The following is a 12,879-nucleotide window of genomic DNA, read 5'->3' on the forward strand; positions in this document are numbered from 1 at the left end:
GCTCACTCGTTATACACTGAAAACTGAAGTCGTAGTTTTTGTGTCCTCATGGAAAAACCTGCTATCTCGAAGTCAAGGTCGCAACAAGCGTCCAAGGTAGATAAGCCAACCTCGAATGTTCATGAACATGCCGAGACAGGTCGCTCTTTTTGGCCGTTTAAGCCACTGTCTGGCTTGTATCAAGATGTATTTATTATCTTGTCTTGGATTGCCATATGGCAAATTGGACGCATTGTTGAATACACTGAACACGCCAGTGTTTGGTTTCCTGCGGCAGGCTACACCCTTGCATGCTTCTTAGTTTTAGGTTGGCGCGCGGTAGTGCCTATTATGGTGGCCGCCATTGCGATTACCGTCTGGAATGGTCATAACTACTCGCTGCCGTTAAGTAACGTAGAAATGATGTGGGGCGGTGTGTTATTCGGCGTTGCACATATGCTTCCTTACTATGCAGGAGCCAGTGTTCTCGGCCATCTATTGAGAAAACCCGACGTCACCACACCCCAATTAATTGTCTCGTTCTTAATTATCGGCTGTATTTCGTCGTTAGTTGCCACGCAACTTGTCATTGGTTCACTTGTTCTCACTAATCAGATGTCAGCGGCGGATATTAAAGATGCGATGCTGCCCTTTTGGATAGGGGATATGGCTGGTGTTGTTGTGCTTGCACCTCTTTTTGCTGGCTTGTTAGTAAAAATAAGTGCGGCTTCTAAAATAGACCTCTTGGCATTTTCTAACTGCGCTTCATCCGATTTACACAGCTACTTTAAGAAAGTGGTAATCAATTTGGCCCTCATACTATTCGTCATGTTACTGGCAAAACTTACCCAGTCCCGTGATAGTGCATTTGCTATCTTTTTTCTCGCCATTACCCACATGTGGATAGCGTGTACTGAAAGTACGAAGCGCAATGTTATAAGCCTTGCAATAAGCAGCTTATGCATTGTTTTGCTGGTGCATATATTCGCCTTAATGGATTACGTCAAAGTGTATCAGTTTGCACTCAACGTTATTGCAGCCAACGCGTTGTTTGGTATAGCCATTCCTCAGTTACAAGCAGACAATGCTCTGCTCAAAGACCGTGTTTTTGTGGATACCTTAACCCAAGCTTATACGCGGGAGTATTTGGCCCAGCGCAGCGCACTTGAAATGGCTCAGAGCCGTGAATCTGGAAGCTCGCTTTATTTCGTTATGTTTGATTTAGATAAGTTTAAACGTATTAATGACGAATTAGGCCATGTAGACGGCGACAACGCATTGCGCCGTTTAAGTCAGGTGACGAAGGATATTGTGCGTAAAGCGGATGTTTTTGCCCGTTTCGGCGGCGACGAATTTGTACTGCTTCTGCCTAATATCAGCGAGCAAAACGCCCTTAATTTGGTGGAAAAAGTACGTGAAGGAATAAACGCAATCGTTATTTCAGACGTGTCATTATCATCGAGCTTCGGCGTCACTCTTATGCAGCAAAGCGATACACTCGAGACACTTATTCAGCGCGCCGACCGCGCACTCTACGCATCAAAAGAAAAAGGCGGCAACACAATAACCCTCAAATAATGGGGTCAGAGTACATTTAATCGCTCAAATACGCTGAAGACAAAAATGTACTCTGACCCCATTATTACGAAAGCAGAAATGTACTCTGACCCCAATTTTATACGTGGGAGTTATCTTCTAGTACGTTTTGGCGCATGGATTCACATGGGCTTTGACAAACCGGTCTCCCAACCACTTTAGCTGGAACACCCACCACAGTAACGTGAGCTGGAACACTATTAAGTACAACGCTACCAGCGCCCACTTTTGAGCCTTCACCTATTTCAATATTTCCAAGGATCTTGGCGCCAGCGCCAATTAACACGCCTTGGCGAATTTTAGGGTGACGGTCGCCCGACTCATTACCGGTACCACCTAATGTAACGCTCTGCAAAATAGATACGTTGTCTTCAACTACTGCAGTTTCGCCCACTACAATGCCGGTTGCGTGGTCAAACATGACGCCTTTACCTATACGCGCAGCAGGGTGGATATCTACACCAAAGCTTGCCGAGTTGCGGCTTTGTAAGAATAAAGCAAGCTGATGACGCCCATGAACCCAAAGGTAATGCGCCATGCGGTGTACTTGCACAGCATGAAAACCTTTAAAGTGAAGTAAGGGAGTAAGGTAATCGTTGACCGCCGCATCCCGCGCCTTAATCGCTAGAATGTCAGCAATAGCCGCTTCGCTGATGCCAGGTTCAAGTAAGTAAGCTTCATCGAAAACTTCACGAATGGCGAGCGCAGGCATGACGTCGTCTGCCATTTTGTTCGACAGAATAAAACTAAGCGACGATTCAAAGTTGTGATGTGCAAGAACACTGGCATGCACATAGCTAGACAGCAAAGGCTCTTTTTCAGCAACAACTTGCGCTTCTTGTTTTAGCGTAAACCAAAAATCGATGGGCGTTGTAAGTGCGGTCATGAGCATGTCCCGTTATATAAAAATGCTGTGTTCTATCAGAAAATTGGGTAAGCAATCTAAACTTGTTCCTTGCTGTGCATATCTATGCTGACAAAAGGGAACGCGTAAAAGTTTACCTGAGTTTGATGTGATGCAATACCGATGTGATACCGACCAAGCGCATAATTCGATCAATTTATCGAATTAATTCGTTATAGCTAATAACCGTATCGTACATGTATACATCGTTAAAGCACTCTGCTCTCTCGCTGCGTCTAACTGAGTGCTTCCATTAATTTAATAGAACGTTCAGAGCGCTCGTATCTTTCATTAACTAATACTTAAAATCATGATTGCACACGAACGTATAATGCCGTTGAAGTTTATCTTCACAGGGAAAAACTGGACTGTATAAATTAACAGGCAGGTGGCATAATAGCGCGCTGCTGAATGTATAACACTATCAACTAACAGGTACCACACTATGGATGTATCTCGACTGCTAGACGAGCTAAACGACAAACAGCGTGAAGCAGTAGCAGCCCCACTATCTAACGCCCTAGTTTTGGCTGGCGCGGGCAGTGGTAAAACCCGCGTATTAGTGCATCGCATTGCGTGGTTAATGGAAGTCGAAAACATCGCCCCTTTTTCTATTTTGGCAGTGACCTTTACCAATAAAGCAGCCAAAGAAATGCGCGGCCGAATAGAGTCGTTGATGGGTCGCAGCCTGCACAATATGTGGATCGGTACCTTCCACGGGCTTGCACACCGCCTGTTACGCGCGCATCATGCAGAAGCCAACTTGCCTGAGAATTTTCAGATAATTGATTCGGATGATCAGTATCGACTTATTCGCCGCATTCTGAAGGCCATGAACTTGGACGAAAAGCATTGGGCACCTCGTCAAATTCAGTGGTACATAAATGGCAACAAAGACGAAGGCTTGCGCCCTCAGCACATTGAAACCCACGGCGATCATATTCAAAAGACCATGCGCGAAGTCTATGCGGCATATCAAGACGCTTGCGACCGTTCAGGCTTGGTAGATTTTGCTGAACTGTTGCTACGCGCACATGAATTATGGGCTAAAAACCCAGAAGTATTAGCCCACTATCAACGTCGTTTCCGTGCAGTGTTGGTTGACGAATTCCAAGATACCAACAATATCCAATATGCATGGCTTCGTATGCTGTGTAGTGGTGGTAATAATAACATTATGATTGTTGGCGACGACGATCAGTCTATTTACGGCTGGCGCGGCGCGAACGTAGATAATATTCAGCACTTTCTGAAAGACTTCAACGAGCCTACTACTATTCGCCTTGAGCAGAATTACCGCTCTACAGGAAACATTCTTAAAGCGGCGAACACGGTTATCGACAACAATACGGGCCGTTTAGGGAAAGAGCTTTGGACGGAAGACGCGCAAGGCGAGCTGATTTCTGTATATGCGGGTTTCAACGAGCTAGATGAAGCGCGCTTTATTGTTTCGAAAATCAAAGATTGGCTTAATCAAGGCAACGCCCTCACTGATACCGCTATTCTTTACCGAAACAACGCCCAGTCTCGAGTACTGGAAGAAGCCTTGCTGCACGAAGGACTGGCGTATCGCATATATGGCGGTCTGCGCTTCTTCGAACGCCAAGAAATTAAAGACGCCCTTGGCTATATGCGCATGGTGAGCCACCCGCACGACGATGCGGCTTTCGAGCGTGTAGTAAACACCCCAAGTCGCGGTATTGGTGAGAAAACCTTATCGCAAGTGCGCGACACCGCGCGAATGCACGACTGTTCAATGTGGCAGGCGTGTCAATTGCTCATTAATGAAGGTGGCTTTAAAGGCCGCGCGCTAAACGCTATGCAAAGCTTTGTGTTGCTAATTACTGAGCTAGAGCAATCCACGTTAGATGAGCCCCTTGACCAACAAGCCGATAAAGCTATTCGCCAGTCTGGTCTGTACGCCATGTACCAAGCAGAGCGCGGAGAAAAGGCTCAAGCACGACTAGAAAACTTGGAAGAATTGGTTACTGCATGTAAAACCTTTATCGTGCCTGAAGAAGCCGAAGAAATGTCGCCTCTGGCAGCCTTTCTAGCCCATGCGTCGCTGGAAGCGGGTGAAACCCAGGCGGATAAAGACCAGGATGCCGTGCAGATGATGACCATTCACACCGCCAAAGGCCTTGAATTTCCACTGGTATTCTTAGCAGGTGTAGAAGAAGGCATGTTCCCTAGCCAAATGACTAACGACGAGCCAGGTCGAATGGAAGAGGAACGCAGACTTTGCTATGTTGGTATGACCAGAGCAATGCAAAAGTTGTATATTACTTATGCAGAAAGTCGTCGACTCTATGGCCAAGATAAGTATCATACTGCTTCTCGATTTATTCGCGAAATGCCAGCAGACTGCGTTGAAGAGGTTAGGCTGAAATCGACTATTTCGCGGCCCGTGCACAACCGCTTTAGCCAAGCGACGTCGCACGCCAGTTTTGAAGAAACGGGCTTTAGTTTAGGTGAGAGAGTTGTACACCGTAAATTTGGCGAAGGGATCGTACTTAACTACGAAGGGAGTGGTGAGCACGGTCGAGTTCAAGTAAACTTCGACGAATTTGGCAGCAAATGGCTGGTACTTGCTTACGCAAAGCTGGAGAAAGCGTAACATTATTAATAGGCAAGGTAGCCTAAACCTAAGTTGAAATGTATGCAGCAACACGTGCTGATCATCGAAAATGGTGAAGGCAACCTTGAACTTATAGCGAAATTAGTACGCCGGGCAGGTCTTACCCCCGTTGGCGCAACGTCGCTGACAGAAGGCAAAGCACGGTTTTCGCAAAACATGCCGGAAACCTTTTTATGTGCCATCGTAGCCTATTCGTTGCCCGATGCGCCAAAGGGCGAAGCTATTGATTTTACTGTTGAGTCTTTCATACCCACCATCGCAACTACGGAAAGTTTAGACAGCGCTATTCGCGATAAAGTCCTTGAACGGGATGTTGTCGATTACATCCCCAAAGAAAATTCACAAAATTACGACTACTTAAATCGCCTTATTAGCCGGTTGGAGAAGAACAAGTCCACAGGGGTCGTGGTGGTAAGTACTAACCGGGTTTTGCGCTCAAAAACGGTTTCATTACTTCAGCGTCATAACTTTATTGCATTTGAATGCTTAACGGCTACAGACGCAATGCAATGCTTGTCTGAACATAAAAACGTACGTCTTGTTATCACCGACAACACCTTGCCTGATATGACAGGCACGCATTTTGTTGCCAGTTTAAGGAAAGCTTTCTCTAAAGAACAACTTGCCATTATGGGGGTAGCCGGAGGCAAAGGCATGTTGATGTCTGCGCACTTCATTAAAAGTGGTGCAAATGACTTCTTACGCGTGCCCTACTGTCATGAAGAGTTTTTGTGTCGGGTAATGCAGAACGTGGAATATATTGAGAGCGTTGAAGAAATTCGCCGTGTGGCCAACACCGACTATTTAACAGGTTTGCCTAACAGGCGCCATTTCTTCTACATGGTTACCGTACAACACCAAAACTTATCTGAAGATCACGCCTTAGCCCTTATTGACCTCGATTTTTTCAAATCGATAAACGATACCCATGGCCATGACGCCGGTGACATTGTGCTAAAAGCCCTGGCGGCGCTTATCGAGTTTTATTTCCCAGATGAAATCATCTCCCGGTTTGGCGGTGAAGAGTTTTGTATTTATATGCCATCTACACCTTTAAAAAAGGCGTGTGAACGCTTAGAGGATTTCAGAAAAGTGGTGGAAGCGGAAATTATTCAACTGCCTAAAAGCGACATCAAAGTGACCTGCAGTATTGGGGTAAGTGGCGCCCACACTCAGCGCGTAGATAAGCTACTAAGCCTTGCCGACAAGCAGCTTTATGCCGCCAAAAATAGTGGGCGTAACCAAGTGAAGTGCGAACCACCAGATGTTCCTCAGCAAGAGCAAGCTTCACTGCTTTAGCTTTTCACTCAATCAACCGCCGCTTAGCTGTCCGACGTTTAAATAAAGACTTGTGCGCAAAAGCCCCTACTCCACCGCTAGCTTTCGCGCTTTACGCTGACTGCGGTAATTAACTAGCGAGTCGGCACTAAACAAGATAAGCGCAAACCACACAAAGCCGAAGGTCACCAAGCGCGACTCTTCAAGCGGTTCGCCGTACAGGTAAACCGCCAGAATGAACATAAGCGTTGGGCCAATGTACTGAAAAAAGCCCAGCGTTGAATACATAATGCGCCTTGCTGCAGCGGTAAAACAAAGTAGTGGCGCGGTAGTTACAATGCCAGCCGCTAAAATAAGGGTATTTAGCGTGGCGTCGTTATTAAATAAGTTACTGTACTCAGAGCCAAAGAAGACCCAGTAAATAATAGCGAATGGCGAGAGCATTAAAGTTTCAATGAATAGGCCGGGTAGCGAGTCTACAGCCACTTGCTTTCGCAATAAGCCATACACACTAAAACTTCCCGCAAGCACCAGGGCAATCCACGGCACGTGGCCATAAGAGAAAATAAGAATAGCCACGCCAATAACGGCAAGCCCAACGGCTACACGCTGTAAGTTACGCAACCTCTCACCTAAGAAAAGTCGCCCTAAAAATACGTTGATAAGAGGGTTGATGTAATAGCCAAGGCTTGCATCAAGAATATGGTCGTTATTAATTGCCCAAATAAACAAGAGCCAATTCGCCCCGAGTAACAACCCTGCAACGAATAAAATTTGCATAACGCGCTTATTGCGAAAGGCGGCGCCCACTTTGGGCCACTGCTTTAGCGCGGCTATAAGCCCAACCAAAAGCACCACAGACCAAATTACCCTGTGCATCAGGATTTCAGCAGCCGGCAATACCATCAACTGTTTGAAATAAACAGGTGCGACACCCCACATGCTATATGCGGCAATTGCACAAATAACGCCGACTTGAGCGGCACTGGCTTGCTTAGACAAGACTGACTCCAACGAAATTCGGGGGAAGAAGGCGCGTATTGTTTATCAGGTTAGGTGAATTCACAACCCTTAACGGTTTCCAATGCGGCAAAGGACGTGTAACAAGCGGCATAATTAATGAAACGCAATTAACAAAAAATGAAAAAGCCCCACTAAATGTGCTCATTCAATGGGGCCTAAGATGCGTTCGTCATGAAAAAACAGGACAAGGTTTATCGCGGGAATGGTGCTACAGCAGAAACAGTGTGCCCAAACCTAAGAATGCTACAAAGCCTACAATGTCGGTTACGGTAGTCAAAATGACCGACCCCGACAGTGCTGGGTCTATTTTCAGCTTGTCCAATATTACAGGTACAAACACGCCTGCAAGTGCGGCGGCTACAATGTTGAACAGTATGGCCAAACAGATAACCAACCCTAACATGGCATCGGTAAACCAGAAATAAGCAACAACGCCAATTACCAAGGCCCAAATCACGCCATTAACGCCGCCTACTTTAAGCTCTTTCACCATCAGCGCCCGTAAGTTGGCAGGCGTGACCTGCCCCAACGCCAAGCCGCGTACAATCAGGGTTAGCGTTTGACTACCTGCAATACCTCCCATACTTGCCACTACCGGCATCAGTACCGCAAGGGCAACCACTTGTTGAAGGGTGCCTTCGAACAATCCAATAAACCACGAGGCTAAAAATGCGGTAAGCAAGTTAATGCCAAGCCAAAGGGCACGATTTTTCGCACTTTTGGCCACAGGCGAGAATAAATCTTCGTCCTCATCCATACCGGCCGAAGCCATCACTTGGCGTTCGTAAAACTCGTTGACCAACTCACTTGCAGAGGTTACATCTAATCGGCCGAGAAGCTTGTTGTTTTCGTCAACTACCGGCAGCGACGCAAGCCCAGAACGTTGAACAAGTAGCGACGCATTCATAGTGTCGTCAGCCCCTTGAATGGTCGTCACACTTTCTTCTGACAAGTCGAATAGCGACACGTGATCTTGCGCATTGAAGAGGTGGCTAATTTTAACCAGCGCGGAAAATTGACCTGAGCGGTTCACCAAAAAAATGCTGTCACAATGCTGAGGTATGTCACGTCTTAATAAGCGTAGCCCTTCGCGCACTTTCGCGTTCGAAGGTAACACTAACTGCTCGTGGTTAACCCAGTGCCCTATTTGGTTATCGGGGAATTGTGTCGCTTCTCTGAAGTACTTACGCTCTTTAGAATCAAGTGATTCATAGGCCATATCGACAAGCCGTTTTGGCAATGAATCGAGTAGTTCCAGTAAATCTTCTGCGTCAATATCAGCAAAAATAGACGCCCATTCGTCGTGCGGCGTATTGTCGATAAGAATTTCACGGGGGTCGCTACGCATCTCAACCAATACGTCGAGCTTACGGTCGCGAGGAATGCCTTCCCATACCGCCAAACGTTTTTCTACGGGCAACGATTCTAACAGTGATGCGATGTATACCTCGTCCTGCCCCGCAAGGGTGGCTAACAAGGTCGCCGGATCGTCACCCATACTTTCGGTAACAATCTCTTCAATTAAATCTGGTAATGGCTCTGCCATGCTACACCTCCCGTTAATACCGCTCACTTCCTTTACACAACGTAACAACAGGCATTGTGGGATGATGCAAACCTATTAAGACACTGCTATCCCAGCATATATGTACCCGTGCCAAAGGCTATATGATCGCCTTTTTCATTGTGCAATTCCATTCTACAAACCACTAATTTACTGCCCTTGCGTATAATCGTGGCTGTCGCAACAAAGCGCTCGCCTCTTCCCGGCCTTAAGTAGTCAACGCGCATATCGACCGTGCCCATGGTGGGCAATCTAACTTGAAGGTCCGCAAGGTGTTCACGTGCGGTTTGTTTGATGGTTTCTACAATTGAAACTAAACCACCGATGGTGTCTAGCATAGTCGCTGTTACACCGCCGTGTAGGATTTTTTGCATTGGATTGCCGGTCAGCGCTGGTTGCCAATCAAGGTGCAGGGAGACCTGTGTATCCAGCCCCTCTCCTTCAGTAACAAATTCCAAGCCCAGCAACTGGTTAAACGGCATAGTATCACGAAAAAGCGCAATTACATGTTTAATCATTAGTTCATGGTTTAGTGTTTCGCTGCCCTTAGCTTCGTCTTTATTAGTCGTTTTGTTATCCACTCGCTTTCCTTGATGAATTGATATTTGTAATGTGCTTATAAGCAACATTACTACCGAACGTAAGTTTGACGGAAATTCATCCAACCAATGATGTTGAATCAAAATAAATTATAAGAGCTGCTGCCCCTCTGATCAGGACTATCGCTGAATTTTAGTCTAGTTTTTTAAATTGCCCCGTGAAGACGTCGCCAAAAACGCGTAAAATCCTGCGCCATGACAACTGCAATAGCTCCATCAGAATTAGCGCCAGAAACGCAACGTGTAAAAACACCAGAAACCGTCTTAAAAGATGTATTTGGTTACGATGCTTTTCGCGACGGTCAAGGCGAAGTCATTCACCAAGTATGTGAAGGTAAAGACGCACTTGTTTTGCTTCCAACGGGTGGTGGCAAGTCGCTGTGCTATCAAATTCCTGCGTTAGTGCGCCAAGGCACCGCTATTGTTGTGTCACCGCTTATATCGCTTATGCAGGACCAAGTAGAACAGCTTAAAGCGCTGGGCGTAAAAGCTGCCTATCTCAATTCAACGCTAGAAACAGACGAACAAGCACGCATAAATGACGCACTTCAAGCAGGAAAGCTCGACTTGCTCTACGTGTCGCCTGAGCGTTTAATGCAGTACTATTTTCAGCAGTCGCTTGCGCACGCCGACATTGCCTTATTTGCCATTGATGAAGCGCACTGCGTTTCCCATTGGGGGCACGATTTCAGGCAGGATTATCGCGCTCTGGGGCAAATAAAATCCCGCTTCCCCTCTATTCCTGTTATTGGACTCACAGCGACTGCAGATTCGGCCACCCAAGCAGACATACTGACGCAGCTAAACCTTAACGACCCGCTGGTTTATAAAGGCAGCTTCGACAGACCCAATATTCGCTACCGCGTAATGAGCAAGTACAAAGCCTTTGATCAAGTTGTTGCTTACGTAAAACAGCAAGAAGGTAGCGGCATTATTTACTGTAACAGTCGCGCGAAAGTCGACGACCTGCACGCTAAATTATTCAGACAAGGTTTTCGCTGCGCGGCCTATCACGCGGGTATGGACAACGACGAGCGAGAGCTGGTACAACGCCAGTTCCTTAACGATAAAATTGATATTGTGGTGGCCACCGTTGCCTTTGGCATGGGTATCAACAAATCGAACGTGCGTTATGTGGTTCACCACGATGTTCCGCGCAGTGTTGAAAGCTATTATCAGGAGACCGGCCGAGCGGGGCGAGACGGCTTGGAGTCAGAAGCTTTATTGTTGTTTGATGAAAAAGACGCAGCCCGCGTAAAACAGTGGATAGAGCAAGGGGACATAGCCGAGCGCAACCAAATAGAGTTACAAAAATTCGCAGCGATGGAAGCTTTTTCAGAAGCACAAACCTGTCGTAGACAAGTACTCCTGAACTACTTTTCGCAGTTCAGTGACAGCGCCTGTGGCAACTGCGACATTTGCCTAGACCCACCTGAGATGATCGACGGTTTGGTGATTGCACAAAAAGTACTGTCGTGTGTACTTCGGCTCTCACAGCAAGCCTCTAGCCAGTATGTCATTGATGTCTTGCGAGGCAAGCAGCTTAGGCGCCTTCAGGAAGCAGGTCACCACCAGCTTTCCACGTACGGCATAGGTAAAGATAAATCGGATAGCTACTGGCACAACATTATCAACCAGCTTGTTCATAAAGGCCTTATACGCGTTGATATTACCGCCCATGCCGCATTGCGCTTAACCGAGGCCGCTCGGCCTGTGCTAAAAGGTGAAGTAGCGGTTCAGCTTGCCGTTCCGCGACTTGAATTTAAGCCCGACAAGAAAAAAGCAAAACAAGCGCCTGCTAACTACGACCGAACGTTGTTCACCCGTCTTAAGCACTTACGCAAAGTGTTGGCCGAAGAAAATGAAGTGCCGCCGTATGTGGTATTTAGTGACGCCACCTTAGTGGATATGGCGTGTAAACTCCCCACTACGCGCAACACCTTGCTTGATGTAAGCGGCGTAGGCCAAACCAAACTCGAACGCTATGGTGAGGCTTTTATCCAGCTTATTGATGATTACATAAATCGAGAGCACTGAGGGCTTGCAGGCCAACTAGATTCTGTTTTCCAGCTGACCGCAGTTTGCACAAAGTAAAAGTGCACGCAGTAGAGATAAACACACTAGGCGTAAGCGTATTCTCCCCCTTTCTCAAGCGCAGCTTTGTAGGCTTCTCTGGCATGAACTCGTTTTACGTAACCTTGAATGGCAGTAAAGTCCTTCGCACGCCCGCTGGCTACCAACGACTCTAACGGAAATATCATTTGAACATCAGCGCCACTGGGTGCGTCACCCGCAAACCAAGTATTTTTCGCTAAGTAAGATTCCACATAGCGTAAGCTCTGCGCTAAATTAGGGCCATAATAGGCATTTAAAATACCGTCTATCAGCTTGTTAGTAATTGGCTTAATAAAGAAAGGCTTCGAACCTTTTTGACGCGCTTTCTCCAGCACTAAGTTTGCCACTAGTGGCGGCATTAGCGAACCTTCAGCGAAATGCAGCCAAAACCAATACTGTTGAAGTGCCTCTGGGTCTTGAGGTACAGAAAATGCGTCTGTGGCGTGGTGGCGAACAAGGTATTCCACAATAGCACCAGACTCGGCAATAGCACCGTGCGGCGTAGTAAGCACCGGAGAGCGTCCCAGCGGATGAACAGCGCGCAATGAATCCGGCGCTAGGTTTGTTTTACTGTCTCGTTGATAGAATTCTATTTTGTACTCTACGCCTAGCTCTTCAAGAAGCCATAAAATTCGCTGCGAGCGAGAGTTATTTAAATGGTGAAGTGTTAGCATACCCCGTCCTTAATACGCTTAGATTAACGCTATTGTTTTTGTGTTGTACTATATACACTTTATAAAGCAAGCAGGTTTACAATAACCAGCGAATTGATAAGTTCTATGCAAAATCTCACCAAAGAAGACATTCAACAGCACGCCGTGGTTAACGAACAAAGCGTAGAAATCCGCGTTGCATTACCTTTAACGCCTCTTAAAACTCAGCAGTGGGCAGAGCAGTTTTGTGAAATTTTTCACTTTTCACTATCCGACGCAGATTGGGGAGCCGATCGCTTTCAGGCGCTTGTTACCACCCAATCCAGCAATACAAATTTTCAATGCATACTATGCATTGAGTGGCTTTGCGAGGCGATATGGCTGGAACCGGTAGGCACTCAACAATCACCGAATGTGATCTACCAGTATCTTCAAAACACGTAAGTATTACCGTGCCTTTTTCTTTCTGTTTGGCTTTTAGGACAGACTAGTATTATTCTATAGAAAACACATAATTAGCGCTTCAAGGA

General features: G+C 46.6%; 10 protein-coding genes. 5 read left to right on the top strand and 5 right to left on the bottom strand.

Annotated elements, in window-relative coordinates; genetic code table 11:
• The first annotated feature begins 48 nt into the window (after nucleotides 1-48).
• Complete coding sequence (locus BZA03_RS13230; RefSeq protein WP_110289023.1) at nucleotides 49-1,557, top strand: diguanylate cyclase; 1,509 nt, start codon at nucleotides 49-51, stop codon at nucleotides 1,555-1,557.
• Nucleotides 1,558-1,654: 97 nt separating this feature from the next.
• Here BZA03_RS13230 and cysE read toward each other — a convergent pair whose 3' ends face one another.
• Complete coding sequence (cysE, locus tag BZA03_RS13235; protein ID WP_110289024.1) at nucleotides 1,655-2,461, bottom strand: serine O-acetyltransferase; 807 nt, start codon at nucleotides 2,459-2,461, stop codon at nucleotides 1,655-1,657.
• Between the two features lie 463 nt (nucleotides 2,462-2,924).
• Here cysE and uvrD point away from each other — a divergent pair, with 463 nt between their 5' ends.
• Nucleotides 2,925-5,096 (top strand): DNA helicase II, encoded by a 2,172-nt coding sequence (gene uvrD, locus BZA03_RS13240; protein WP_110289025.1) that lies wholly within the window; start codon nucleotides 2,925-2,927, stop codon nucleotides 5,094-5,096.
• 42 nt (nucleotides 5,097-5,138) lie between these two features.
• Nucleotides 5,139-6,416, top strand: coding sequence for a diguanylate cyclase (locus tag BZA03_RS13245; protein WP_110289026.1), 1,278 nt, complete (start codon nucleotides 5,139-5,141; stop codon nucleotides 6,414-6,416).
• A gap of 66 nt (nucleotides 6,417-6,482) precedes the next feature.
• Here BZA03_RS13245 and rarD read toward each other — a convergent pair whose 3' ends face one another.
• The 3 genes from rarD to BZA03_RS13260 all read right to left on the bottom strand — a co-directional run bounded on the left by rarD (nucleotide 6,483) and on the right by BZA03_RS13260 (nucleotide 9,563).
• Nucleotides 6,483-7,397 (bottom strand): EamA family transporter RarD, encoded by a 915-nt coding sequence (gene rarD, locus BZA03_RS13250; protein WP_014947843.1) that lies wholly within the window; start codon nucleotides 7,395-7,397, stop codon nucleotides 6,483-6,485.
• A gap of 229 nt (nucleotides 7,398-7,626) precedes the next feature.
• Nucleotides 7,627-8,964: a magnesium transporter gene (locus BZA03_RS13255; RefSeq protein ID WP_014977961.1), complete on the bottom strand. Its 1,338-nt coding sequence runs from the start codon at nucleotides 8,962-8,964 to the stop codon at nucleotides 7,627-7,629.
• A gap of 86 nt (nucleotides 8,965-9,050) precedes the next feature.
• Entirely contained in the window at nucleotides 9,051-9,563 is a 513-nt protein-coding gene (locus BZA03_RS13260) for a thioesterase family protein (RefSeq protein WP_014975344.1), read from the bottom strand.
• 213 nt (nucleotides 9,564-9,776) lie between these two features.
• Here BZA03_RS13260 and recQ point away from each other — a divergent pair, with 213 nt between their 5' ends.
• Nucleotides 9,777-11,618: a DNA helicase RecQ gene (gene recQ / locus BZA03_RS13265; protein ID WP_110289027.1), complete on the top strand. Its 1,842-nt coding sequence runs from the start codon at nucleotides 9,777-9,779 to the stop codon at nucleotides 11,616-11,618.
• A gap of 83 nt (nucleotides 11,619-11,701) precedes the next feature.
• Here the strand turns inward: recQ and BZA03_RS13270 are convergent, their stop codons facing one another.
• Complete coding sequence (locus BZA03_RS13270; RefSeq protein WP_039226895.1) at nucleotides 11,702-12,370, bottom strand: glutathione S-transferase; 669 nt, start codon at nucleotides 12,368-12,370, stop codon at nucleotides 11,702-11,704.
• A gap of 105 nt (nucleotides 12,371-12,475) precedes the next feature.
• Here BZA03_RS13270 and BZA03_RS13275 point away from each other — a divergent pair, with 105 nt between their 5' ends.
• Nucleotides 12,476-12,793, top strand: coding sequence for a hypothetical protein (locus BZA03_RS13275; protein ID WP_110289028.1), 318 nt, complete (start codon nucleotides 12,476-12,478; stop codon nucleotides 12,791-12,793).
• The last annotated feature ends 86 nt before the right edge of the window (nucleotides 12,794-12,879 follow it).

Source organism: Alteromonas sp. I10 (assembly GCF_003201515.1).
Lineage (GTDB): Bacteria > Pseudomonadota > Gammaproteobacteria > Enterobacterales > Alteromonadaceae > Alteromonas > Alteromonas macleodii.